The organism is Natrarchaeobaculum aegyptiacum, assembly GCF_002156705.1.
Taxonomy (GTDB): domain Archaea; phylum Halobacteriota; class Halobacteria; order Halobacteriales; family Natrialbaceae; genus Natrarchaeobaculum; species Natrarchaeobaculum aegyptiacum.
The window spans coordinates 1,042,769-1,068,355 of the sequence record NZ_CP019893.1 but is presented as its reverse complement, the minus strand read 5'-3'; the positions used below and the strand labels follow the sequence as shown (position 1 = coordinate 1,068,355).

Here is a 25,587-nt window from a genome sequence, read left to right as displayed (position 1 = left end):
GCTGCGTTCGCCTACTGTGGTAGCCCTTGCAACTCCTCGAGCCCCGACTCGGCCTCCCGGTACGTCTGCTCGAGCGGATCGACGATCTCCGACGGCAGATCCATCCGATCGGCGAGGGTCAACAGTGTCTCGAGTCGCGAGAGCTCGAGCCGTTCGATCGTCCGCCCGAGTTCTGCGTCGACGACGTCGGCCAGCATCGGATCCTGAATATCGCCGACCAGTTCGTCCCGGTCGGCCCGCAGCGCCTCGAGCGGACCGTCCTCGATCGGTCCCGGCTCGACGCCGCTCTCGAGCTGGGCCTCGAGGTCGCCTTCGATCTCGTCGAACAGCGCGTCGAGTCGAGCGAGTTGCTCACTCGTCGTCTCGCCGTGGGCCATGTAGTACTCCTCGAGTTCCTCGCGGGTCGCCTCCGTCGCGAGTTCTGCCTGCAGGTTCTCGAGTTCGGCCTCGAGGTGGTAGAGTTCCCGGAGCGTGTGGACGAAGAGGGCGCGTTCGTGGTCGATCATCGGTGTGGACGGGAGCACACCGTCGTGGGCGAAGTGCGTTCGGCCGTCGTGTGACGCCTCGGGAAAGCAGGCCGAGGTGTCGAGAAGTCGCACCGATTATAGTCCCTGCCGCGCGAGCCAGAGCCATGGCAATGGACGTTTTCGGGCTGGTCGGCAACCCGGTCGGTCACTCGCTGTCGCCGCCGATGCACGAGGCGGCCTACGACGAACTCGGACTCGAGGCGCGCTACGTCACCTTCGAACCCGAGCCGGACGACGTCGAGGCGGCCGTCCGCGGGGCTGGGGCACTGGGAATCACCGGCCTCAACGTGACGATCCCGTTCAAGCGGGACGTCCTCGAGGTGGTCGACCCCGACGAGATGGCCGAGCGCATCGGTGCGGTGAACACCATCGACTTCACCGGCGAGACGGTGACCGGGCACAACACCGACGCCGCGGGTGCGATGCGTGCACTCCGGGACCACGACGTCGCGGTCGACGGCGCTCGAGCGGTCGTCGTCGGCGCTGGCGGTGCCGGCCGGGCGATCGCGTTCGGGCTCGCCGACGCGGGTGCGAGCGTCGAGATCGCGAACCGGACCGCCGAGCGCGCTCACGACCTCGCCGACGAGGTCCCCGGGGCGACGGGTCACGGACTCGAGGCACTCGAGTCGCTCGTTTCGGAGGCAGACGTCCTGATCAACGCCACGAGCGTCGGCATGGAGGAAGACGAGTCCCCGGTGCCCGACGAGTACCTCCACGGGGACCTCGCCGTGATGGACGCGGTCTATCGGCCGCTCGAGACGCGACTCCTGCGCGAGGCGGCCGACGCGGGCGCGACGACGGTCGACGGTGCGTGGATGTTACTCTATCAGGGCGTCGAGGCGCTCGAGCTGTGGACCGGTCGGGACGCGCCGGTCGAGGCGATGAACGAGGCGTTGCGGTCGCACCTCTGATCGCCGACCGCTAGCTGTCGATCACCGTCGGCGCGTGTGGACTGCTCGCATCAACCGAATTTAAGTGCCGGTGACGACAATATCGGTTCAATGGCAATCCTCCAGAAGCTGAAGTCGCTGCTGGGGCTCGAGGATTCGGGCACCACCGGACAGGAGACCCGGGAGGTCGGCGTGACGGTCGAACGCGAACGCTCGACGGGCGAGCCGCCGAGTTCGCCGGCCGACGCGCCCGAGGAGGCTGCGGCCGCCGAGACCGATGCGGCCGCCTCGACCGACTCGATGGTCCGGGAGACCGACGAGCCGGAGGAGGCCGCCGAACCGGCCGAGGCGACGGGCCCGACCGAGACCGACGCGTCACAGACCACCGAGAAGACGGCCGACCAGACGGCCGCGGATCTCGAGACGGAGGCGATCATCGACGAGGCCGAACCGGAAGCGGTCGAGGACGATGGCGCAGACGAGGTCGAGGGCGAACCGGACGAGCAGCTCGAGCCCGAAGAAACTGAGGACGACCTCGATGACGTGACTGACGGGGACGCCGATGACGTGACTGACGGGGACGCCGATGACGGTGCCGACGCCGAGGCAGGCGACGCGAGCGAAGGGATCTCGGAGGTCGAAGCGGACGACGGTGAGGTCGACAGCGAAGCCGACGTCCCCGCGGATGACGACGGCGAGCCGGTCACCGAAATCAAAGGGATCGGACCTGCCTATGCCGACCGACTCGCCGACGCCGGCGTCGAGACCGTCGACCAGCTTGCGGCGGCCGACGCCGAAACGCTGTCCGAACAGACCGACATCTCCGACAAGCGAATTCAGGGCTGGATCGACCGCGCCGAGGTTCGTTGACGGCCCTCTCCCGGGTCGACTTATCTGTACGACGGCACCCGTCCATTCGAACAGTTCCGTGCGGCGACCGAACGGATCGCGGAATTCCAGTCGAAACTCGATGATCAGCGGCGAACGAGTGAGCGGATCGACCGCCTGTACGACGTGATGTATAGGCGGCGCGATCACGCCCAAGACGCACTTGTCCGCAATCTTGTCGAACGACTATACGACGAGGGCGTTTCAGCCGTGTACGTCGGCGATATCCGCGACGTGTTGGAGACGCACTGGATGCCCGAGGTGAACGCGAAGACGCACAATTTCTGGGCATATCGACGGTTCATCGACCGCATGGAACGCGTCTGCGAGGAATACGGCATTGAGGTTCTCGAAGAAGCAGAGTCGTGGACGACGCAGGAGTGCCCAGAATGCGGCGAACGGGAAGATACAGAGCGGAATAGCGACCTGTTCCGCTGTGTTTGTGGCTTCGAGGGACACGCCGATCTGAAGGCGAGTCAACTGTTCCTCGAACGCGAGACCGGTGTGGAAGTCGGGTTGATGGCCCAGCCCGTGTGCCTCGAGTGGGACGACCACGAATGGTCGGAGACATCAGACTCTCCCGTAAGGGTACGTCCCAAAGAGGAGCGCACAAACCGGAGTACCCGCCGTACGGTGGGGAACGTTGCCTCCGTGGGATCGGCGTAGTCCGACATCCCAGCGGAGGAATCCCACGGCTTCACAGTAGTTGCTGAAGTGACCAAGTGACGATTGCCGTCGCGGTCGTTGTCTCGATATGGTCGAGACAACTGAGGCAACGCAGGTGACTCGTGCAGCGTCGTCGATGCTGTTTCCAGAACTTGAGTTCGGGATCGCTGCGAACGGCACCTATCCGAGCGAGGACTTCCAGCAAGTCCTCGCTCGGATCGCATTCGACAATGAATTCGCCAATACTGGTGCGAAAGCCTATCAGCTCGCCCGTGGCGACGATATCGCCATTGACGCAACCGCTCGAAATCCGCTCGCACGAGCGCTCCTCTACCATCTACGTGGACTCGACGCGGACGCGGTCGACGATCAGTTCGACCGCGTCCGCGACGCAATCCTCGACGAAGCCGCTCGCAACCGCGTGTTTACCAGGCCAGTAGACGTCGCAATCGACGTTCACGACTGGCTCTATTACGGGGACAAAGAGACTCCTCACGTCTGTACAACGAATCCAGCGCAGGGCACCGATCGCGCGTACAAGTTCGCTACCGTCTGTATCGTCGATCCGAGCGTCCGTTTCACGCTTGGATCGGTAGCCTTGGAGGGCAGCGATACCGACGAGTTGGCGGATGCACTCCGCCAACTCGTCTCAGACGTCCGCGAGTATGTCGAAATCAACCGCCTTTATCTCGATCGTGGCTTCTATCGTGTTCACCTCGCCCTAGCGCTCGAAGAACTCGACGTTGAGTTCCTCATGCGTGCGCCGCAAACACAAAAGGTACAGCAATTTATTGATGACCACGACAGCGACACGTTCATTGCAGAGTACGAGATGGCTCGGTCGAATCCGCCGACGGGCCGAACGACAGTCCGGCTCGTCGTCGTTCCGCATCGAACACGAAATGACGACCACTTCTGTCTGGTTACCAACCGCGATCTCGACGTCGGCACTGACGTCGAGATCGCCCGGCCACTGGCTGAAGCATATCGCCGTCGTTGGGGAATCGAAACGTCCTATCGCAAGATTACGGAGTTTCTCCCGAGAACGTCGTCACCGACGTTCTCAGTACGGCTCTTTTACTTCCTGTTCGCCGTCGCGCTGTACAATCTGTGGGTGTTGACGAACCTGCTCGTGACGTCCCGCCGGGCGGTCGGGACGGATCCAGTCGTCCCGACCGCCCTGTTTCGCGCGTTTCTCGGGCAAATACCGTACGGGTAGCGGTTATCTCGGCGACTGACTCGGGCTGAGCAGCCCGAGTCAGTACGCCCCTCAGTACTGGTAAGACTGGAAGAACAAGGCTGAGGAAACGCTTCGACAGCTGTTACGCTCTCTGGACAGCACTGAGAACGGTTTCACGAAGCCGGAGTTGAGAACGACACTCCAATCCTTGCGGCTTTCCTGATCGAATCAGCAACTACTGTTCAGCCGTGGGAGGAGGTCAAGGACACTGACGACGTTCTTCTCTCGCTCGCTCTCGTTCTCACGCTCACCTCGACCTGCTCACAACTCGTTCGATTACGGGCCGTCGGTTCGCTCGAGCGCCTCGCGGCCAGACTCCGTCGAGACGCCCGTCGGGACTCGCGTCGAATCCGGGGTGAGAATCGACGGAATCGCAAGAGGATTAGCCCCGACGGTCCTGACGACGAACATGAGCGATCCACGCGTCGTAACGACGCTCGAGTCCTTCCGGGCCGCTCTCGAGTCGTGGCTAGCCGAGGACGGCCCCGACGAATCCGACGGATCGGTGACGCGTGGGGTCCGCGTGCCGGTCGAGGTTCGCACGTCCGTCACGGATCCGTTCGAGGCCTATCGGCGGGCTCGCGACCCGATCGGTGGGGCGATCCTCGAGACCACCGGCGGCCAGCCCGGCTGGGGCTACTTCGGTGTCGACCCGGTCGACCGGCTGACGGTCTCGGCCGAGGCGGTCGCGACAGCGGACGACTCACCGACGCTCGCTTCCCTCGAGGGACTGCTCGCGGGCGACGCACTTGCCAGGGGCGACTGTGCGGTTCCCTACCCCTGCGGCGCGATCGGCTGGCTCTCCTACGACGTGGCTCGCGAACTCGAATTCCTGCCCGACTCGGCGGTCGACGACCGCGGGCTGCCACGACTCGAGGTCGCAGTCTACGATCGGTTCGCGGCGTGGAAAGAGCCGGCAGCGGCCGAGGACGGAGCGACGCCCCTTCGGATCACTGCCTGCCCGCGCCTCGAGGTCGGGTCCGTCGAGGACCCGGCGCTCGAGGAACTGCCGGAGCCGGAACTCGAGGCGGCCTACGAACGAGGCCGGGAACGCGCGCTCGAACTCGCGCGGCGAATCCGCGACGGCGACGCCGAAGTCGGCGAACCGCCGGTCACACAGCCGTCGGGGACGTTCGAGAGCGAGTGCGGCCGTGAGGCGTTCGCAGACCGCGTCCGCCGGGTCAAGCAGTACGTTCGCGACGGCGACACCTTCCAGGCGAACGTCTCCCAGCGGCTGGTCGCGCCCGCGGCGGTCCACCCCGTCGACGCCTACGACGCGCTCCGGCGGGTCAACCCGGCACCGTACTCCTGCCTGCTCGAGTTTCGCGCCGCGGATCTGGTGAGCGCCAGTCCCGAACTACTGCTCGAGCGCGAGGGCGACCACGTGCGGACCGAACCCATCGCGGGGACTCGCCCGCGCGGGGAGACGCCCGAGGAGGACGCGGCGCTCGAGGCCGACCTGCGTTCGAACGAGAAAGAGCGCGCCGAACACGCGATGCTGGTCGACCTCGAGCGAAACGACCTCGGGAAAGTCTGTGACTACGGCTCCGTCGAGGTCGCCGAGTACCGGCGGGTCGATCGCTATTCCGAGGTGATGCACCTCGTCTCCGACGTCACCGGGTGGCTCCGTCCCGACGCGAGTCTCGCGGATGCCGTCGCGGCGGTCTTCCCCGGCGGGACGATCACCGGCGCGCCGAAACCCCGGACGATGGCCATCATCGACGAGGTCGAGGCGACTCGTCGCGGTCCCTACACCGGGAGCGTGGGCATCTTCGGTTTCGACGGTCGGGCCACTCTCAACATCGTCATCCGGACGCTCGTGCGCCACGCGGACGCCTACCACCTCCGGGTTGGCGCGGGAATCGTTCACGACTCCGACCCGGACAGGGAGTACGACGAGACCCTCGACAAGGCCCGCGCGCTCGTGACGGCCGTCGACGAAGCACTGGGTGAGCAGGCGGGACTGGCACTCGAGGCGGCCGAGGAGAGCGAGGCGACCGGGGTGAGCGACCGTGAGTGACGAGCGTCGCACCCACGGACGCAGTACCCTCGAGCGAGCGACAGCGAGTGACCGCAGCACGCGGTTGCTCGTCGTCGACAACTACGACTCGTTCGCCTACAACCTCGTCCAGTACGTCGGTGCGGTCGCCGACGAGGTGATCGTCCGGCGAAACGACGAGCTCGACCTCGAGGACGTCGACGAACTCGATCCCACTGGCATCGTCGTCTCACCGGGGCCCGGGACCCCGGAGGAAGCGGGTATCTCGATCCCGCTGTTCGAGGAAACCGCGTACCCGATTCTCGGGGTCTGTCTCGGTCATCAGGCGCTGTGTGCGGCCCACGGCGCGCCGGTGATCCACGCTCCCGAGGTGGTCCACGGCAAGCCCTCGCAGGTCAGCCACGACGGCGAGGGACTCTTCGCGGGCCTGCCCGAGACGTTCCAGGTCGGGCGCTATCACTCGCTCGCGGTCGAGCGCGGTGATCTGCCAGACGTCCTCTGTGAGACTGCCCGGACGACGGACGAACGAGGCGTCCTGATGGCCGTGCGCCACCGCGAGAGGCCCCACGTCGGGGTGCAGTTCCACCCCGAGAGCATCCTTACTCGCGGCCACGACGACGCTGGCGACGAAACCGACATCTCGCTCGCGGTCGGCAAACGGATGATCGAGAACTTCTGTCGGTTCGCTGAATCTCACGCTTCCAACGGAGCAACTGATACGAACGTCGAAACGGAACGCAGGTGACTCGAGTGTGACTACCGGTACCCTCTATCACGTAAACGGCGACCTCGTGCCCGCGAGCGAGGCGACCGTCAGCGTCGACGACCGGGGGTTTCGCTACGGTGACGCTGCATTCGAGACCATGCGCGCCTACGGCGGCACGATCTTCGCGTGGGACCGCCACCTCGAGCGCCTCGAGTCCACCTGCGAGGCGCTGTCGCTCGGCCACGGCCTCGCTCCCGACGACCTTCGCGAGCGCGTCGACGAGACGCTCGCGGCCAACGACCTCGCGGATGCCTACGTCCGACTGTCGATCACCCGCGGGGTCCAGCCGGGCAAGCTCACCCCCCGAAGCGAGGTCGATCCGACGGTAGTGATCTACGTCGAATCCCTGCCGAGGGGCGGGCGCCAGGGCCGGCCTGTCTGGGACGATCCTGCCACCGTGCGGACGGTCGAGACGCGGCGGATTCCCGACGACGCACTGCCCGCGAGCGCGAAGACGCACAACTACCTGAACGGCATCCTCGCACGCACCGAACTCCGTGGTACCGATGCCGACGAGGCGCTCTGTCTCGACACACAGAACCGTGTCGCCGAGGGAGCGACGAGCAACCTGTTCTTCGTCCGTGACGGTGTCGTCCACACGCCCGGCCTCGAGGGGCCGGTCCTCCCGGGGATCACGCGCGGACTGGTCCTCGAACTCGCCGACGAGGCTGGCGTGCCGACGCGTAACGGGAGCTACACGCTCGAAGAGGTCTACGAAGCCGAGGAGGCGTTCCTGACCAACCGGACCTGGGAAGTGCGGCCGGTAGACCGTATCGACGACGTCGAAATCGGCGGTGGCCCACTCACGGACCGACTGGCGCGGCTGTACGACGAGCGCGTCGAGGCGGCCTGTTACCGGGCGGAGTAGAACTCAATCGCTGGCGTCTACCGCCCGTCGCCCCTCGCGCTCGAGCGCTCTCGATTTCTCACTTTCCTCGAGCGACGGGGGTCGCCAGTCGTCCTCGAGTCGCCGCTCTATCCCAGTGAGGTCGGTGACGAAGTCGGCCCCGAAGGCCGTCGCCGGGGTCTGGAACCCGGCGTCGACCTCGCCTGCGAGGACGCGTTCTGCGGCGGTGACGGCGCTCTCGGTCGTCAGCGCGTACGGGTTCGGCGTGCGCACGCGACCGCTGACCCGGTGGCCGGTCGTCGAATCACGAACCTCGGCCCAGATCACCGTCTCGTCGGTCGCCAGTTGCCGCTCGTCGGGGCCGTCCACGGCGGCGTCGATGGCCCGCTCGAGCAGTCGTCGAACCGGCTCGCGGCCGGCGAGCCAGGCAGCCACGCCGGAGAGTCCGACCGCCGGTCTGGCCACGTCGGGAACGGCGACGTAGGCTTCTACCGTCTCGAGGTCGGTGCCGTGGGCGGCCGTCACCACGTCCGGCCACGGCGCGGTGATCGCGTACTCCGGGCCGTCACCGAAGTCGATCTCGCGGCTGCGAAACGCCGGCGGCACCCGGACCAGTCGGCCGTTCCGCCTGACGACGCCCTCGTCACAGAGGTCGAGCAGCGTTCGAGCGGTCCCGGGGGAGACGAGCGGCGAGCCGCGAACGCCGAGGGTGAGTTCGTCCGCGCCCGGACAGCGCTCTGTGAGCCAGGTGACCAGACAGTCCGAGGGAACGACCTCGTAGCCGACGGCCGGGAGGACCGTCACGCCGGCGTCGCGAGCGGCACGGTTCCGCCGGCGGAGCCGTTCGACGACTGCAAACTCGCCGGTCACGTCGAGGTAGTCCGTTTCGGTCTCGAGGCAGGCCTCGACCATCGGGGTGGCCGTCGCTGTGAACGGACCGGCGCAGTTCAACACGCAGTCGACGTCGGCGAGGTGGGGCTCGATGGCGTCGGGGACCGCGAGATCGAACGTCCGTCCCTCGAGACCGAGGGCGGTTGCCTGCTGTGTCACGCGAGCGTCGTCCCGACCGGCGACGATCGGTCTGACTCCCCGTGCGACGGCTTCGCGGGTGACCAGCCGGCCGGTGTAGCCGTACGAGCCGTAGACGAGGACCGAGTCCATACTCGCCGTTGGCTCTTCGGGATGGTAAAACTGAGTCAGACGTTAGATCCAGCATTCGAGCGTTCGAAACGGAGCCGCCGTCGTGGCGGGGGGCTCGAGCCGGTCAGATCGCCTGTGGCGAAACGAGGTCCCGTTCCTGGTCGTACTCGAGCAAGCCGGCGTCGACCAGCCGCGGCAGGTGGTCGTGATACAGCGAGAGGTAGACTTCCGCGACGCGTTCGGCAGACAGCTCCGTCACGGACTCTCCTGCCTCGCGCTCGGCGACCGCTTCGGCGACGTCGGGGAGCGTTACCTGTTCGTCGAACGTACGCATCACCTGGACGCAGAGACGGCGACGGGTCGACGACAGCAGTGCGAACGTTTCGTCGACCGAGGCTGCCGGCTCGTCACGACCCTCGAGCCACTCGAGGACGTCGAGAGCGAACTGGACGCCGTCGAACTCGGTGTGTGATGTGGTCGTCATGGGACGTGTCTCCCCGGCGACCGGCGGCCGAACGAACCGACGAAAATCGGCTCGTCACCCGACGGAGCGGTCGCGGAAACGGGGTCGGTACGAAGTACATTCGTGGGGCAGTAATAGTAGTATCGAATCGCAATCACGTTCTCTCATCACCAGTACTGTCACTCGATCGTGAACGTCGGCTCGGCGATCGACTCGCTCTTGCAGGCCGGACACCGCGAGGGGAGGTTCGCAGGCTCGTCGTACTCGTCGAAGCCACAGTCCCGGCACCTCGGCGGGGCGACGAGCAACTGCTCGTCGGTTCCATCGAGCGACCGGGCGACGTGCTCGACGTGGTCGACGGCCGTGTGCGGGGAAACCTCGAGTCGATCGGCGAGGTCGCTCGGGGTCGCTGGCTCCTCGCGCAGCACGGCCGCGAGTCGCTGCCGGGTCGTCTCGTCTGCCTCGCGCATGTCTCGAGCCACGGTGGCGGGAAAGATGTGGCTGTCGCATCCCGATCGCCAGACCGAACTCGCCGTTCGACGGCTACGAGATCGGCTCGAACCGGTGGCAAAACGCCGTCTTCTCGTCGTCCCACTCGGTGTCGTGGGTCCGTTCGATTCGGCGGCGATAGGCCTCGAGGTCGGGCGAGCCCTCCGCACGGGCGTCTTCGTCGGTCAACGCGCCGAGGCGCTGTTCGAAGACCTCGACGACTTCGAACGTCGTGTCGCCGATCTCGAAGGTGTCTCCCTCGGCCGCGTGGGGATCACCACGGTGAAGCTGGGTAATCTCGCCCTCGAGGGCGGCCGATCGCAGTCGCTCCGCCGGTAACAGGTCGCTGGCGTCGATTCGTGCCATGGTGGACCGACCGTCGCACGGGTATTAAAACCGACGACAGTGTTAACAGCACGGGCTGTGGCGTCTTCTGACCTGCCCGGGGGGAGCTGCCACTCTGGCGTCGACGACGTGGCGTGGCCGCTTGGTCACAGCCGACCTGCCAGTGCAAGTACAACGCCCTCCGACTTCCTTGTGGAATGGTAGTGTATGCCATACAGGTACGAGTGTCGCGAGGGTCCCTGTCAGTTCCTCGTCCGCTCGAGCAGCGCCGACGAGGTCGAGCGGCTGGTCCGGGCGCACGTTCGAATGGTGCATCACGGGCGGATCGACCCTGCCGATCTCGAGCGCTGGATGGAGCGAATCGAGCCGGTTCCGGCCCCGGAAACGGCGAACAACTAAGTAGTTCCGACGGCGTGGTGTCAGTGATGGCAGACGACCCCGACGGGGGGATGTTGTCGTGGGACGAGTCGGTCTTCCGGAACGAACACGTCTTCGAGATCGATTACGTCCCCGAGACGTTCAGACACCGGGAGTCCCAGATGGAGGGGCTGACCTACGCCCTGCGTCCAGCCGTGCGTGGGTCTCGGCCGCTGAACGTCACCGTTCGCGGCCCGCCCGGAACCGGCAAAACCACCGCAATCCAGAAGCTCTTCGACGAGGTCGGTGCCCAGACCAGCGACGTTCGGACGATCCGGGTCAACTGTCAGGTCAACGCGACCCGATACTCGGTATTTTCGCGGCTGTTCGAGGGAACCTTCGACTACGAGCCCCCATCGTCGGGTATCTCGTTCAAGAAGCTCTTCGGCCAGATCGCCGAGAAACTCGTCGAGGACGACCGTGTACTCGTCGTCGCCCTGGACGACGTCAACTACCTCTTTTACGAGAACGAGGCAAGCGATACGCTGTACTCGCTGCTCCGGGCCCACGAGGAGTACCCCGGCGCGAAGATCGGCGTCATCGTCGTCTCCTCGGATCCAGCACTGGACGTCATCGACGAACTCGACTCGCGGGTCCAGAGTGTCTTCCGCCCCGAGGACGTCTACTTCCCGGTCTACGACGGCCCGGAGATCGTCGACATCCTCCACGAACGGGTCAAACGCGGCTTCCACGACGGCGTCATCTCACTCGAGACCTTAGAGTACGTCGCCGAACTCACCGCCGAGAGCGGCGACCTCCGGGTCGGGATCGACCTCCTGCGCCGGGCCGGGCTCAACGCCGAGATGCGCGCCAGCAAGACCGTCGAGCGCGAGGATGTCGAGTCGGCCTACGAGACCTCGAAGTACGTCAGCCTCTCGCGAAGCCTGTCGGGACTGACCGACACCGAACGAACCCTGCTCGAGGTGATCGCCCACAACGACGGCGAGCGAGCTGGCGACGTCTACGAGGCCTTCCACGAGAAGACCGACCTCGGCTACACGCGCTACTCCGAGATCGTCAACAAACTCGACCAGCTCGGCCTGATCGACGCCGAGTACGCAGACGTCGAGGGCCGCGGTCGCTCGCGATCGCTCTCGCTCGCCTACGAACGCGAGGCGATCCTCGACCGCCTCGAGTGACCCCTTCCCGGGTCCCCATGCCTCCACGACATTGTCGCGAACCGACAGTATATGTGTTATCAGGTCACACAATACTGCATGCGATTCGATGGCAAGACAGTGTTCATCACGGGTGCCGGTTCTGGACTGGGACGAGCGGCGGCAACGCGGTTCGCCGACGAGGGCGCGACGGTCGTCGCCGCCGACCTCGATCTCGAGGGAGCCGAGGAAACGATCGACCGACTCGAGGCCGACGGGCGAGCGATCGAACTCGACGTCCGGGACGCTGACGCCGTTCAGGCGGCGATCGACGAAACCGTCGAGACGTTCGGACTCGACGTGGTGGTGAACAACGCGGGCGTTAGCCACGACCGGGCGCGAGTCGAGGAGATCGACCTCACAGAGCGCGATCGAATTCTCGACGTCAACGTCGCCGGCGTCTGGAACGGCTGTCGTGCGGCGATCCCCCACCTCACAGAGCAGGGATCGGGTGCCATCGTCAACACGGCGTCGCTGGCGGGTGTCATCGGCGCACCACAGCTCGGGGCGTACTCGCTCTCGAAGGGTGCCGTGGTCAACTTCACGCGGACGGTCGCCGCCGAGGTCGGCCCGCACGGCGTCCGGGCGAACGCGGTCTGTCCGGGCGTCACCGACACCCCGATGCCCCGGAAGAACCGCTCCGAGGAGGAGTGGGCAGCGACGAAATCCGAGATGGCCAGACACTACCCGCTCAAGCGACTCGGTCGCCCCGAGGACGTTGCCGGTGCGATGGCCTTCCTCGCCAGCGACGACGCCGCCTGGGTCACCGGGCATGCCCTCGTCGTCGACGGCGGTTTCTCCTGTTGCTGAGACGGACTATCGTCCCGTCGCCGTTTTCGGCACGGATCCGGTAGGCGACCGGACGACGCAAAAATCGAACGGGAGCGTGGTGTGTCAGTCGATCGGACGGTCAGGGTGACCGTCCGGGGAGCAGCCACTGGGACGGCCGTCCGCGATCGTGTCGCGGGAGACGCGGCGTGATCGCTACCCCTCGGCGAGGGATTCGATCTCCTCGACGGCGTCGGCGGCGTTCTCGAGTGCGTCCGCGATGTCCGGCAGCGGTGCGTCCTCGGCTTCGTCACGTGCCTCGTCGGGCGTACTCACGTCGTACTCGATGCCCGCCTGCGCTTCGATCTCGGCTGTGACCTGACTGAAGACGTCGTCTGTGAGGTCGTCGATCGTCCCGTCGTCTAAGTCGTCGATGGTCTCGACCGGATCGACGTTCTCGAGTTCGGCGTTGACGTCGTCGACGATGGCGTTGATCTCGTCGATCGCCTCCTGATCGTCTTCGTCGTCGCCGTCGTCACCGTCCTCGAGTTCGTAGTCGGCGAGGTCGGCGATCTCTTCGACGGCGTCGGCGGCGTTCTCGAGTGCGTCCGCGATGTCGGGCAGCGGCGCGTCCTCGGCCTCGTCGCGGGCCTCGTCTGGCGTGCTCACGTCGTACTCGATGCCCGCCTGCGCTTCGATCTCGGCTGTGACCTGACTGAAGACGTCCTCGATCAGCCCCTCGATGGTGTCGTCGTCGGTGTCGTCGATGGTCTCGACCGGATCGACGTTCTCGAGTTCGGCGTTGACGTCGTCGACGATGGCGTTGATCTCATCGACTGGCCCCGTCTCGTCGTCATCGTCGTCCTCGAGGTCGTCGAGGTCGAAACCGGCGATGTCTGCGATGTCTTCGACGGCGTCGGCGGCGTTCTCGAGTGCGTCGGCGACGGGTGGGAGATCGGCCTCGGCGGCCTCGTCTCGTGCTTCCTCGGGCGTGGAGACGTCGTACTCGATGCCGGTCTGTGCTTCGATCTCGGCTGTGACCTGACTGAAGACGTCCTCGATCAGCCCCTCGATGGTGTCGTCGTCGGTGTCGTCGATGGTCTCGACCGGATCGACGTTCTCGAGTTCGGCGTTGACGTCGTCGACGATGGCGTTGATCTCATCGACTGGCCCCGTCTCGTCGTCATCGTCGTCCTCGTCTTCGTCGGTGACGACCTCGCCTTCGGCTTCGCCGCCGACGTTCGCGCGGGCTTCCGTGTTGCGCATGACGACGTTCAGGTCGGTCTCGCTCGACCCGCTGACGTCGGTGATCGTTACCTCGAGGCGGAGGGTGACGTCCTTCTCGGTCATCCCGCCGTCTTCGTCCGCCTGGAAGTCGTTTGCCGAGAGACCGTCGTGATCGAGGACACTGCCCTCGAGGTCCTCGCCGAGTGGGACGTTCGAATCACTGGTTCCGCTCACGTCGGTCGTCGCCTCGTCGATGGTCTCGACGTCGCCGTCGTGAACCACCTGCAGTTCGACCGTCGCTTCCTCTGGCTCTTCGTTGAGCCCCTCGTACCGAAAGCCGACGCCCGTCGCTCCCGCGCGAATGTCGTCGACGGACCCGTCGTCGCTTTCCCCGCTAATGCTCGTTCCGGAGAACGTGTGATCCTCGATTTCGGCCGCTGCCGACCCCGAGAGGACGACTGCGCCGCCGATTGCTGCTGTGCCGATACCGCCCGTTCCTACGATGAATGCTCGTCGGTTCATGTCTGATCGTTCGACGCCGTACGACGCCCGGCGCTGGCGGACTCACAGCGTCGCCACTCGTCGGCGAACGACACTGCCCGCTCACGTACCCACGCAGGCTTTCTTGCGTGTGAGTGGGACAACAAAATAGGATCGTAGTGTTAAATATTGTTGATTAAAAATGGTAAATCTATAGCAAATGGTTTTGAGTTTTTTACATTGTGAACGGGTATGAAGGTGCACAATATCAGTCGTTCATATGTCGGATTAAAATAACGAGTGGTCGACTACTGGGAGTGGCTCGCCGCAGTGGAGCACCGCCACAGACCACTCTCGTCGAACGAGTGCCGTCGAAAGAAATCGCGTTCGTGCCGCGGTCGCGGTGCCGTTAGATGTAGTCGATACTCGGCGGCAGCTCGAGTTTCATGCCCTTGCGTTCGCGGATCTCCATGATCTTCTCACGCTGGAGCGAGTCGGACATGACCTCGAAGCCGGCGTTCTCGGTGTTCCAGGAGGCACGACCCTCGGTCGCAGAGCGGATGTCGCTCGCGAAGCCGATCATCTCGTCGACGGGGGCGATCCCTTCGACGACCATGAGGTCACCTTCCTGATACATGTCGTCGACGCGACCACGTCGACCCTGGATCTCGCCGGAGGCGGCACCCATGTGGTCGTTTGGCACGTCGATGCGCACGTCCTGCATCGGCTCGAGCATCTTGATCTTCGCGTCGATCAGCGACTTGTGGACGGCCTCGCGGGTCGCGGGGATAACCTGTGCCGGACCGCGGTGGATAGTGTCCTCGTGAAGCTTCGCGTCGTGAAGCCGGATGAGAGTGCCCTGAACGGGTTCGTTAGCGAGGGGACCGTTGTCGAGGGCCTCCTCGAGCCCCTCGATGAACAGCTCCATCGTCTCGTTCAGGTGCTGGATCCCCTTCGTCTGGTCCAGCAGAATGTTCGACCCGTGAATCTCCTCGACGACCTGCGCGTCGTCTTTGTCCATGCCGGCGTCCATGAGCGCTTCACGGCGCTCGAGTTCGGGCATGTCCATCGAGGCGTCGCCGAGTTTGAGTGTCTCGACGATCTCCTCGGAGAGGGGCTCTGCGGAGATGTAAAAGCGGTTGTGGCGGTTCGGCGAGATCCCCTCGACCGTGTCGCTCGACTGCTGGACGGCCTCGCGGTAGACGACGATCGGCTCACCGGTGTTGACCGGGATGCCCTGGTTCTTCTCGATACGCTGGGTGATGACCTCGAGGTGGAGTTCACCCTGCCCGGAGATCAGGTGCTCGCCGGTGTCCTCGTTGATCGTCACCTGAATGGTCGGGTCCTCCTTGGAGACCTGACGCAGCGTCTCGATGAGCTTCGGCAGGTCGTCCATCGTCTGGGCCTCCACGCTCTTCGTGATGACCGGCTCGGAGATGTGCTCGATCGACTCGAACGGCGTCATATCCGTTTCGGAGACGGTCGAGCCAGCGATAGCGTCGCGCAGGCCGGTGACGGCGGCGATGTTCCCCGCCGGGACCTGATCGACTTCCTCACGCTCGCCACCCATGTAGATGCCGACGTTCTGGACGCGGTTCTTGCCCGCAGTACCGGAGACGTACAGCTCCTGGCCCTTCTCGAGGCTGCCCGAGAAGACGCGACCGGAGGCGATTTCGCCGGCGTGTGGGTCCATCGAGATGTCGGTGACCATGAAGACGACCTCGCCGTCTTCGTCGACCAGACGCATCTGCTCTGCGAGGTCGGACTCGTCGTCGCCACGCCAGATCCGGGGGATACGCCGGGGCTGGGCGTCGACGGGATTCGGGAAGTGCTCACAGACCATGTCGAGGACGACGTCCGACAGCGGCGTCTTCTCGTGGAGCTCCTGGCGCTTGTCCGACCGCTCGAGTTCCATGATCTCGCCGAAGTCCATGCCGGTGCGCTGCATCGAGGGCATCGAGACGCCCCACTTGTAGAGGGCGGATCCGAAGCCGACGGTGCCGTCTTCGACGGAGACGGTCCAGTCGTCGACGTCGTCCATGTCCTCGGTCATGCCGGCGATAAGTTCGTTGACGTCGCTGATGACCGAGACGAGTCGCTGCTGCATCTCTTCGGGACCTTCCTGCAGTTCGGAGATCAGGCGGTCGACCTTGTTGATGAACAGGGTTGGCTTGACGCCCTCGCGCAGGGCCTGCCGGAGAACGGTCTCGGTCTGGGGCATCGCACCTTCGACGGCGTCGACGACGACGAGCGCACCGTCGACGGCGCGCATCGCACGGGTGACGTCGCCACCGAAGTCGACGTGGCCCGGCGTGTCGATGAGGTTGATGAGGTGGTTGGTACCCTCGTACTCGTGGGTCATCGAGACGTTCGCCGCGTCGATGGTGATCCCACGTTCCTGTTCGTCTTCTTCCGTGTCCATCGCGAGCTGTTCGCCGGCGGTCTCGTCGGAGATCATGCCCGCACCCGCGAGGAGATTGTCAGAAAGGGTCGTTTTACCGTGGTCGACGTGAGCGGCGATGGCGATGTTCCGGATGTTCTCCGGTTCGTCCATCAGCCGTTCACACTCTTGGACGATCTTCTTGCGTCGGCCCATATACCCCTCTCTACCGGTAGCGGGGTCAAAAGGGTAGTGTTTCGTCGGCGTCGGATCTGCCGGTTTCTTGGGGCTGAGCACCGAACTCTCTTTATTGCGTGAGTGAATAACAATCAGGTTACCGTCCGTGTCGGACGGAAGCCGAGTCCGCCGCCCGCGTCCGTCGAGACGGCCGCAGACGATCACTCGTCGTTTCGGCGGTCTGCCCTCCGTTCGCGCCGGTACTCAGCGAAACTGTACACGTCGACGTCTTCTTCGAGGCCGTCGACGTCGTGGAACGATTCGACGTCGAGGATGGTTCCCTCATCTGCGACGGAGCCGCCGTCCGGCAGTTCGATGTCGATTGCGTCACCGAGTTGAACGCGATTGAAATCCTCTCGAGAGAGGTGTTCGTCCCGGTACTCGTTCTGAATTTCTTCCCCTTCGACGTCGACGAAGCCGATTTCGTAATAGATCTCGTCGTACTCGTCTTCGACGTACTCGTGAAAGTCGGCCGGAATGGTAAACGACGCCGGCGAGGAATACTGCTCGTCGTACTCCTGTGGGACGTCACCAGTGACCCGATCCGGCCGCATGTAGTTGAGCTGAAACAGTCCCGTACTGAACGCGACCGACTCTTCCAGATCGGGGATCCATCGAATGGTAACTGTCTTCCTGTCAACCATCCACCTGGAGAGCACTTCGCTACTCTCGTCGTCCGACGACAGTTGGGACAGGCATCCGGCGACACCGCTCGTCGCTACCGTTCCACCGACCGACGCGAGCAGCAGTCGTCTCGACACCATGTCTTCGTAATTTACTATGAATCTGGTTGCTTAAAGACTCTTCCAACTCGGTGAATAGTTGCGGGAACGGACAGGATCTCACCGGACCGACGTCGACGGCGTCGTCACCCGATCGTTCACTCGACGAACTGGGCGAAAGAGCCATACAGTCCCAACCCCTGATACCGGTACACATGGATATCCGCGTTCAGGGCCCCGGTCCCACGTCTCCCTTTCTGAGCGCTCGAGACCTCTTCGAGACCGAGCACGACCTCTCGTTGCCGGTCTACGTCCGCCTCCGTGACGATCCGGACGTCCGCACGTGGGCTGGTCACTACGACGACCGCCACGTGCTGAACATCTCCCGGCAGGCCGCCTCGAGTGCCATGGCCCGCGAACTCGCCCTCCACGAGTTCTCCCACATGGCTCGCTACGAGCAGGCTCACCCCTCACACACCCAGTCGATCGAGGAAGTGCTCTACCTCGCCCTCGCAGGCCGCCGGGTCGAACGGCGCAAACTCGCACACTGCCACCAGATCGCAAACCACATGAAAGACATCTACGCCGACGACATCACCCTCTCGGTCGGCCCCGGAGAGAAACTGCTCGCCTACCTCGAGTCCAGCCTCGCGGCGGCCATCGCCGACCGGCCCGACACGCCCGCTCGCCCGGGGCTCGAGCGGCTCTCTCCGAGCGCCGACCCCGACATCACGGCCGTCAACGCGGCGTTCGCGCTCGCTCTCGCCGAGCGTCACGACCTTGTCGACGACGACCACCGACTGTACGACCTCGCCCACGTCGCCGCGATGGACGCCCCCGACGTCGACTTCGAGGGGTTCAAGCGCCGCTTCCGCGAACTCGCCCGCGACCCGGACTCGAGTGCCTACCGACAGGTGCTCGTCGACGCGACGCGGTCGTACGTCGGCGGTGAGGGACCGGCGGCCGACTGAGACGATCCGTCGTGGTTTCACCCGGTAGTCGATTGGACGGCCCACGACCACCGGGAGAGTGACGGCTCACTCGGGGAGTAACATGACGACCGACGTCGTATTGTGGTAGCCGCTCAGTTGTCCTCGCTCCATGCAGAGTTCCCCGTACGTCTCGATGCCGGTAAACGGCACCTCGAGTTCGTCGGCCATCGCGTCGACGGCCTCGCCAAACGAGTCCTCGAGGATGATCGACCGACAGGCACAGTCGTAGACGAAGCCGCCGGCGATCCCGGTCTGGCCAGTGTTCGCCACGGCCTCGCGAGCGGTGTTCCGGGCCGACTCGATCTGTTCTGGTTTGGGACTGTGCATCACGCGCAGTTCCGTCCCTTCGGGGACGCCGACCGGGAAGTCGAGGTGACCTGCCGTCGTCAGAGACAGCCCCGGCCACCGGATCTTGTAGCCGTCGTCGCTCGCGCCACGACCCTCCTCGATGCCAAACTCGAACTCGGTCAGCAAGTCGAGTAGCTCCCGGCTGTCGTCCTCGAGGGCGTCGAAGTCGACGTTCCGGCCGCGCTCTGTGAGGTAGGGTTCGACGACCGCTCGCCAGGCCTCGAACGCCGGCTTGCCGTCGAGTTCGAGGACGCGCCCACCGTCCGATCGCGTCACCGTCAGCGGTTCCGAGATCGGTGCGTGGCCGTGGTCGACGCTGACCGTCGTGGGGGTCTTCGAGGCCAGCAGCCCCACGACGACTGCGTCGGTGGCGACGGTTTCGTTGCAGAAGACGTGTGTCGCCTCCATCGCCAGATCGTCTCCGGCCGATCCACCGACGAGACTCACGTCGTGCCCGAGGTTTCGCTGGGTGGCCACCGCGACCTGATCGCCGACGCCCGCGAGGCCGTCGTGGAGGACGATCGCAGACCGGTGTGGGTAGCCCTCGACCGACGCCGGGAACGAGTCGACGGCCTCGTTGACTGCCGCGGCAACGCCGTCTGAGAGGTCGGTCCCGATCCCGGTGAAAAAGCAGACGGTGTCACTCGCGACGAGTGCGACCGTCACGCTCCCGTCGGTACTCGTCTCCTCGGTGAACTCACCGGACGACGAGGACCCGATCAGGTCGGTCTCCTCGCCGACCACCGAGCGAATTCCCTCGAGCACGGCCTCGTAGTCGTACGCGGGCGAACAGAACACCTGCCCGAAGTCGACGCGGCCGTCGGTCTCGAGGCCTGCCGCCGCCCGGGTCGCCGCCCGTTTCCCGACCTCGAACCCGTCGTCACCGACGGCGGAGCCGCTTGCGAACTGCGTCGAGAGTCCAGCGTCGTCTTCGTCGTCGACGCCGCCGAATTCGAACGTCGGTTGCTTTCCGTGGCCGGACGCCGGCTCTGCTGGTTCCCCGGTGGCGCTCTCGCCCGAACCGACTCCCGTCGTGGCGTCGACTCCTCCGGTCGCGCTCGAACTCGAGCGGTCGGCGGTTGCCGATGCCGATACCGACGCAGACGCTGCTGGCGGGTGGTCCTGCCCCGGAACGTCCCGTCGGGCCTTGTACATGTCGAGCGTGTCTCGAAGCCACGCCGCGTTCTCCGAAAGCTCGGCTGCGCGCTCTGAGACCGTCGAGAGCGCGCTCGCCTGTTCTTCGGCCGACGCCGCGACGTTCTCGGACAGTGACGACGTCCGGTCGCCGATCGTCGCCGTCTCGTCGACCAGTGCGACGACCTGCTGGGTGGACTGCGCCTGCTGGTCGGTCGCCGCGTGAATCTCCTGAACGCCGTCGTTGGTCTGTTCTGCGTACTCGGCGATCTCCTCGAGTGCGGTCAGCGCCCGATCGACGGCGTCGGTGTGGGCCGCAATCATCGTCTCGGTTTCCGTGACAGTCTCGGTCGTCTCTTCGGTCCGGGTCTGGATCCGGTCGAGTCGCGTCTCGATGGCCTCGGCTGCAGACTGCACCTCGCCGGAGAGCGATTTGATCTCCGAGGCGACGACCCCGAATCCCTCGCCGTCACCACCCTGGCTCGCGCCCCGTGAGGCTTCGATGTTGGCGTTCAGCGCCAGCATGTTCGTCTGGTGGGCGATCTCCGCGATCATCTCGACCAGTTCGTCGATCTCGTCGACGTCCGCACGCAACCGCTCGATCGCTTCGACTGCCTCGGCCGACCCGGCCTCGATCTCTTCGAGGCCGTCGATCGCCGTTTTCGCGGCTTGCTTCCCGTCTCGACCAGTTCGGACGGTCTCCGCAGAGAGCGTCGCGACGCGTTCTGAGTGACTCGCAATCTCCTCGATGTTCGACGAGAGAACGCCCATCTCGGCGGTTGCGGCGTCCAGTCGTTGCGACTGGACCGACGCACCGTCTGCGATCTGCTGAACGTCGTCGCTGATCTCCGTGCTCGCCGTCGTCACCTGTTCGACACCGGCCATGAGTTCGTCACTCGAGGTCACGACCAGCGTGACGAAGTTCTTGAGGTGACGGATCGTCCCCTCGAGTTCGTCCATCATGGCGTTGAACTCGTCGGCGACCGACAGCGGTGCCTCCTCGTCCGGCTCGAGTCGGTGGGCGAGGCGACCGGCCGCACACAGTTGCATCGCCTCCTCGAGTTCCGCTGCCTGCGCCTCGATCCGCTCGTTTCGCCCCTCGAGTCGGTCGACCGTCTCCTCGAGTTCCCGGGTGCGCTCGCGAAGCCGGCGATTGTCCTGCACCGTCGACCCAACGACGTCGGCGACGTCCTCGAGGTCGGTGACCGATTCGAACGCATCGTCGTCCGCCTCGACCGACTGTACCTCGGTCTGGAGTCGGTCGACCGTCTCGTCGACGCGGTTCCCCGCGTGATAGCCGGTCACCGTTCCGGCGACGACGATCAGTGCGCCCCCGGCGAGCAATCCTGCCAGCCCAGCTACCCACCCGGCGACGATCACCACGGCCGCGATTCCGGCCGAGAGAATCCCGGTTCGAACGCTCGTTTCGGCTGCTGACGACCCGTGTACCACACTCATACGTGTCGTATACCGCCGATCCAGCGATGTTACTATCTATCGAAACATGTGTTACGTTTACCACGATGAACGGTGATGACTGTTCACCGAAAGAAAACCGACGCGCCGTTTATCGAGCCTGTATGTCGTGCCTCCCGGTGGCAGTGACTCGGACCCCGACGATCCGGGCTCGCGTCTGCTGGTACCGCTGGCTTTGCTGGCAGCCGACAGAAACCAGTTGCTACTCGAGACGGGTCCGAAACAGAAGGTAAAACCGCGTTAGCGGGCAGCCGCCGCGACGCGCTCTTTCTCCTCTTTCTGGCTGATCGCGTACGTCTGGACGTCGTAGTTGGCCGCGCCGACGAGCTGGGAGGCGATGGCCTCCTCGACCGGCGTCGCCGTCTTGAACGCGTCGTTGTAGACGCCCTCGGCGAGGAACTTCAGCGACTGGTCGACTCGTCGCTGGGGTGCGACGTCGACGGCCTTCGGGACGGAGATGCCACCGTACTTCAGGCGGACGGTCTCCTCGCGGGGGGCCGCGTTCTCCACGGCGCGAACGAGGATCTGGACCGGGTTCTCCTCGGTGCGGTCGTGGATCAGCTCGAACGCGTCACGGACGTGGTTGAGCGACTGCTGTTTCTTGCCCGTGTTCTCTTCGGTCTGCATCAGCCGATTGATGAACCGCTCGACGATCGAGATCTGGGACTTCTGGAACTGCTTGCTCGCGTGGCGACCGGCGGTGTGAGCCACCGGCGTCACCGCGATGTAGCGCTCGGTCGAGGGGTCCTCGTAGGCGATCTCGTCGATCTCCCAGGTCCCGAAGAGCTTCGCGCTGACGTCTGCGCCACCGGCGGGGGCGTCGGGGTCTGGTTGTTCTTCGGCTGCCATGGTTATCGCACCGGTTTCTCTGCGTTCCCGCGCACCAGTTCGAGGAGCGCGACGCCGTTTACCTTGTCGACCTTGTAGTTGACCCCCGAGAGGTCACCCATCGCACGACCCTTCGCCCCACCGATACCCGCGATGGTAACTTCGTCGTGTTCGTCGATGAACGAGATAGCACCGTCACCGGGACAGAAGGCGGTGACCTGCTTGCCGTTTTTGATCAGCTGAACTCGAACGCACTTTCGGATCGCCGAGTTGGGCTGTTTTGCCTCGATGCCGACTTTCTCGAGTACGATACCGCGGGCCTGTGGTGCGCCCTCGAGCGGGTCGGACTTCTCGCGAAGTCCACGGGCGCGGCGCGCGTAGTCAGAGTCGGACCACCGCTGGTTCTGGCGGTCCTTCTTGAGCTTGCGCGCGGCGTACTTGCCGTTTGCCATGGGGGTCGATATCCGACGGAGGCACTTAAGCAACCCGTTTCGACTCGGGGCGTTACGGCTCGAGAGCGCTCGATGGGGGGTAACGAAGCAATCTCGTGGCGTTTCGTCTCTTGAGGGTCGCTCTCGGCCAGTGACTGGCGCTCGGAGGGTCACGAACCCGTCTGCACTCGGTTAGCGGGGCGTCGACTCGCTCGAGTCGGTTTCTGCACGCCGTTTCAGGAGATAGCCGCCGCCGAAGAGGCTCGTGACGGCCGCGAGGAGGCCGGGTGCGGGGATGCCGTCGTCCTCCTCACCTGCATCGGTCTCGCCATCGTCGCCGCTGGTGTCGTCGCTCCTGCCGTCTGCGTCATCCGCGTCGCTTTCGTCGTCGGCCACACCACCGTCGGTCGAATCGGCTGTGTCGTCCTCGCTAGCGTCGTCGCTTCCTGAATCGTCCGTCTGTGTGTCCGTTTCAGCATCATCGATCCCTTTCTCGGGGTCCGGGTTCGCCACAAACTCGTCGAAATAGACCGTCCCGAAGTCGTCGATGTCACTCGTCATCCGGTATCGAACGGCGGCCGCTTCGTCCGGACCGTCGTCGTGATCTGCCTCGAGTGACGCGACCTCCTCGCCGTCTTCGTCGGTCAGCGTCACGGTGAGCCTTCCCTCGCCGTCGCTGTCCCAGTCGAAGGCAGTCCGGAGCCACTGTTCTTCGTACTCACCCCAGTCGTCGACTTCCTGTTCGTCGAGTACCGCCTCGTCGTCGTCGACGTCCGTCAGGTGGTGCAGTTCGACGGCGTGTCCTTCCCGTCCGGTGATGAGCACGCGGTAGGCGTCGCCATCTGGCCCGACGAGGACGACCCGCCACCGCGTGCCGTAGCGTCGTCCCCAGCTGTGACGCCCCTCGAACCACTGGACCCACTCGAGGCGGTCGCCGCGTTTCGGGTAGTACTCGAGGCCGTCCTCGGAAACAATCCCGGTGCCACTGGCCGACGTCCCCACCTCGAGTGCGTACTCACCGCTGTAGACGTTCCCGGTCGACGTGACGTCGTAGTTGCCTGGAACCCCATCTTCGTCGTCGATGTTCTCGTAGGGCTCTAGGTCGCCGCGGTCGAAGTCGTCGATCACCGCCGGTTCGTCGTCCGACGCGGCGACGCCACCGATCGGTGCAGTACCGACGCCAACGCCTGTGACCGCCAGCGCTGCTATCCCGCCAGCAGATCTGTGGAGGTATTCTCGGCGGCTCGTCTCGGCACCCACTGCGGTCGATTTCCCCCGGAAATCCCATCTTCTTCCTGACATCAACTCGTGATTACGAACGCGGTAATTTATTATTTTTGGAACGAAATAGTATGATTGTTTGCTCGCAGGGGATGCGAATAACGATTGCGTGCTCTCCCGTCTGCCGCCGACAGATCTGATCGACGGCGTCGTCTCGGCTGAATGGCGTTCGCTGCTCGTGGCTCGTGAAACGGGTCAGCGTCCGCTCTCGAGGTCGCTACTGTGTGTCGCCGCCGACTCACGCTCGACCAGCATCGACCGGTCCAGTTCGTCCACCGACGCCTGCCCCGACAGCCCCATCGTGAGGTCGAGATCCGCGAGGAAGTTCCGGCAGACGTCGCGAACGCCGTCTTCGCCCTCGAGTGCGAGTCCGTAGACGTACGGCCGCCCGAGGAGCACCATGTCTGCACCCAGCGCCAGCGCGACGACGGCATCGGCCCCGCGCCTGATCCCGCTGTCGAACAGTACCGGGGCGTCGTCGTGACCCTCCTCACGAAGCCGGTCGACCACCTGCGGCAGCGTCTCGATCGCTGGCAGCGCGTTGTCGACCTGCCGACCGCCGTGATTCGAGACGACCACGCCGTCGGCACCCGACTCGAGGGCGAGCACCGCGTCCTCCGGGTGGACGATTCCCTTCACGAGAATCGGCAGGTCGGTCAGGCCAGAGAGCCACTCGAGGTCCGCCCAGGTGAGCGAGGCGTCGCCGAAGACGTCGACGAACTGCATGACTGCGGCGTCCTGATTTTCTTCTGGCGGCTGTCCCAGCAGCTCCCGGAAGACGGGATCGGTGAAGTAGTTCCCGACGCCCTCGCCGGCGAGAAACGGGAGATATGCCTGTTCGACGTCCCGCTCGCGCCAGCTGATGACCGGCGTGTCGACGGTCACAACGAGTGCCTCGTAGCCTGCCGCCTCGGCTCGCTCGACGAAGCTTCGAGCCAGATCGCGGTTCGAACTCCAGTAGAGCTGGAACCACGCCGGCGCGTCGCCGACCGCCTCGGCGACGTCCTCCATGGGCTCGGTCGCGGCTGAACTCTGGACGAACGGCACGCCAAGGTCCGCGGCCGCGCGTGCCGAACCCAGTTCGGCCGACTCGTGGAGGATCGATTGCACTCCGATCGGCGCAAGCGCGACCGGTGCCGGATAGCGCTCACCGAACAGTTCGACCGAGAGGTCGCGCTCGGCGACGTCCCTGAGCATCCGGGGGACGATCCGCCACCGGGAGAACGCCTCGCGGTTCTCGTGGTCGGTCCGCTCGGCACCAGCGCTCCCCGCGACGTAGGCGTATGCCTCCGACTCGAGTTTCGCTTTTGCCTGCGTCTCGAGGTCCTCGAACCGGGGCGGAACCGACGGCGTCTGTCCCCCCAGCATCCCCTGGGTGTAGACCTCGATCAGTCGCTCGCGACCGTACGGTGGTGTGCGCTCGTCGTCCATAGCCAACTCATTTACAGG

At 65.0% G+C, this 25,587-nt stretch carries 23 protein-coding genes and 1 pseudogene; 11 read left to right on the top strand and 13 right to left on the bottom strand.

The window, feature by feature from the left end:
- Positions 1–11 precede the first annotated feature (11 nt).
- Positions 12–599 carry a YciE/YciF ferroxidase family protein gene (locus B1756_RS05345; protein ID WP_228434480.1) on the bottom strand — a complete coding sequence of 196 codons (588 nt, stop codon included), beginning with the start codon at positions 597–599 and terminating at the stop codon, positions 12–14.
- A gap of 38 nt (positions 600–637) precedes the next feature.
- On the opposite strand from B1756_RS05345, the gene B1756_RS05340 reads away from it, so the two are divergent.
- The 7 genes and pseudogenes from B1756_RS05340 (at position 638) to B1756_RS05310 (ending at position 7,844) form a co-directional block, all read left to right on the top strand.
- Entirely contained in the window at positions 638–1,438 is an 801-nt protein-coding gene (locus B1756_RS05340; RefSeq protein ID WP_086887612.1) for a shikimate dehydrogenase, read from the top strand.
- A 90-nt stretch (positions 1,439–1,528) separates the two neighbouring features.
- Entirely contained in the window at positions 1,529–2,287 is a 759-nt protein-coding gene (locus B1756_RS05335; protein WP_086887611.1) for a helix-hairpin-helix domain-containing protein, read from the top strand.
- Positions 2,288–2,299: 12 nt separating this feature from the next.
- Positions 2,300–2,971, top strand: a pseudogene (locus tag B1756_RS05330) (transposase); the annotation flags it as partial.
- Between the two features lie 88 nt (positions 2,972–3,059).
- Entirely contained in the window at positions 3,060–4,190 is a 1,131-nt protein-coding gene (locus B1756_RS05325) for a transposase (protein WP_120649689.1), read from the top strand.
- 430 nt (positions 4,191–4,620) lie between these two features.
- A complete protein-coding gene (gene pabB, locus B1756_RS05320) occupies positions 4,621–6,231 on the top strand; it encodes an aminodeoxychorismate synthase, component I (RefSeq protein ID WP_086887610.1) in 1,611 nt (536 codons plus the stop codon).
- A gap of 64 nt (positions 6,232–6,295) precedes the next feature.
- The gene (locus B1756_RS05315; protein WP_086890052.1) at positions 6,296–6,955 is read left to right on the top strand and encodes an anthranilate synthase component II; all 660 of its coding nucleotides are present in this window, start codon (positions 6,296–6,298) and stop codon (positions 6,953–6,955) included.
- Positions 6,956–6,962: 7 nt separating this feature from the next.
- Positions 6,963–7,844, top strand: coding sequence for an aminotransferase class IV (locus B1756_RS05310; protein WP_086887609.1), 882 nt, complete (start codon positions 6,963–6,965; stop codon positions 7,842–7,844).
- A 3-nt stretch (positions 7,845–7,847) separates the two neighbouring features.
- Here B1756_RS05310 and B1756_RS05305 read toward each other — a convergent pair whose 3' ends face one another.
- From B1756_RS05305 to B1756_RS05290, 4 genes are all read right to left on the bottom strand, one after another.
- Positions 7,848–8,984, bottom strand: a complete 1,137-nt coding sequence (locus B1756_RS05305) for a saccharopine dehydrogenase family protein (RefSeq protein ID WP_086887608.1) — start codon at positions 8,982–8,984, stop codon at positions 7,848–7,850.
- Between the two features lie 103 nt (positions 8,985–9,087).
- On the bottom strand, positions 9,088–9,447 hold the full coding sequence (locus tag B1756_RS05300; protein WP_086887607.1) for a DUF7344 domain-containing protein: 360 nt from the start codon (positions 9,445–9,447) through the stop codon (positions 9,088–9,090).
- Between the two features lie 158 nt (positions 9,448–9,605).
- A complete protein-coding gene (locus B1756_RS05295; protein ID WP_086887606.1) occupies positions 9,606–9,896 on the bottom strand; it encodes a transcriptional regulator in 291 nt (96 codons plus the stop codon).
- A 73-nt stretch (positions 9,897–9,969) separates the two neighbouring features.
- Positions 9,970–10,281: an ASCH domain-containing protein gene (locus tag B1756_RS05290; protein WP_086887605.1), complete on the bottom strand. Its 312-nt coding sequence runs from the start codon at positions 10,279–10,281 to the stop codon at positions 9,970–9,972.
- A 186-nt stretch (positions 10,282–10,467) separates the two neighbouring features.
- On the opposite strand from B1756_RS05290, the gene B1756_RS05285 reads away from it, so the two are divergent.
- From B1756_RS05285 to B1756_RS05275, 3 genes are all read left to right on the top strand, one after another.
- A complete protein-coding gene (locus tag B1756_RS05285; protein ID WP_086887604.1) occupies positions 10,468–10,659 on the top strand; it encodes a DUF1059 domain-containing protein in 192 nt (63 codons plus the stop codon).
- A gap of 26 nt (positions 10,660–10,685) precedes the next feature.
- Positions 10,686–11,816, top strand: coding sequence for an ORC1-type DNA replication protein (locus B1756_RS05280; protein WP_086887603.1), 1,131 nt, complete (start codon positions 10,686–10,688; stop codon positions 11,814–11,816).
- A gap of 78 nt (positions 11,817–11,894) precedes the next feature.
- Complete coding sequence (locus B1756_RS05275; protein WP_086887602.1) at positions 11,895–12,644, top strand: SDR family NAD(P)-dependent oxidoreductase; 750 nt, start codon at positions 11,895–11,897, stop codon at positions 12,642–12,644.
- A gap of 174 nt (positions 12,645–12,818) precedes the next feature.
- Here B1756_RS05275 and B1756_RS05270 read toward each other — a convergent pair whose 3' ends face one another.
- The 3 genes from B1756_RS05270 to B1756_RS05260 form a co-directional block, all read right to left on the bottom strand.
- A complete protein-coding gene (locus tag B1756_RS05270) occupies positions 12,819–14,351 on the bottom strand; it encodes a hypothetical protein (RefSeq protein ID WP_186336503.1) in 1,533 nt (510 codons plus the stop codon).
- A 367-nt stretch (positions 14,352–14,718) separates the two neighbouring features.
- Positions 14,719–16,905 carry an elongation factor EF-2 gene (locus B1756_RS05265; protein WP_086887601.1) on the bottom strand — a complete coding sequence of 729 codons (2,187 nt, stop codon included), beginning with the start codon at positions 16,903–16,905 and terminating at the stop codon, positions 14,719–14,721.
- A 182-nt stretch (positions 16,906–17,087) separates the two neighbouring features.
- Positions 17,088–17,570 carry a hypothetical protein gene (locus B1756_RS05260; protein WP_152031256.1) on the bottom strand — a complete coding sequence of 161 codons (483 nt, stop codon included), beginning with the start codon at positions 17,568–17,570 and terminating at the stop codon, positions 17,088–17,090.
- A 293-nt stretch (positions 17,571–17,863) separates the two neighbouring features.
- Here B1756_RS05260 and B1756_RS05255 point away from each other — a divergent pair, with 293 nt between their 5' ends.
- A complete protein-coding gene (locus tag B1756_RS05255; protein ID WP_086887599.1) occupies positions 17,864–18,619 on the top strand; it encodes a DUF5781 family protein in 756 nt (251 codons plus the stop codon).
- Positions 18,620–18,685: 66 nt separating this feature from the next.
- On the opposite strand, the gene B1756_RS05250 is transcribed toward B1756_RS05255, so the two are convergent.
- The 5 genes from B1756_RS05250 to B1756_RS05230 form a co-directional block, all read right to left on the bottom strand.
- Positions 18,686–21,580 carry an FIST N-terminal domain-containing protein gene (locus B1756_RS05250; protein ID WP_086887598.1) on the bottom strand — a complete coding sequence of 965 codons (2,895 nt, stop codon included), beginning with the start codon at positions 21,578–21,580 and terminating at the stop codon, positions 18,686–18,688.
- A gap of 258 nt (positions 21,581–21,838) precedes the next feature.
- Positions 21,839–22,447 (bottom strand): 30S ribosomal protein S7, encoded by a 609-nt coding sequence (locus B1756_RS05245; protein WP_086887597.1) that lies wholly within the window; start codon positions 22,445–22,447, stop codon positions 21,839–21,841.
- A 2-nt stretch (positions 22,448–22,449) separates the two neighbouring features.
- Positions 22,450–22,878 (bottom strand): 30S ribosomal protein S12, encoded by a 429-nt coding sequence (locus B1756_RS05240; RefSeq protein WP_086887596.1) that lies wholly within the window; start codon positions 22,876–22,878, stop codon positions 22,450–22,452.
- Between the two features lie 171 nt (positions 22,879–23,049).
- Positions 23,050–24,159, bottom strand: coding sequence for a hypothetical protein (locus B1756_RS05235; protein ID WP_152031255.1), 1,110 nt, complete (start codon positions 24,157–24,159; stop codon positions 23,050–23,052).
- 174 nt (positions 24,160–24,333) lie between these two features.
- Entirely contained in the window at positions 24,334–25,569 is a 1,236-nt protein-coding gene (locus tag B1756_RS05230; RefSeq protein ID WP_086887594.1) for a lactate 2-monooxygenase, read from the bottom strand.
- Positions 25,570–25,587 lie beyond the last annotated feature (18 nt).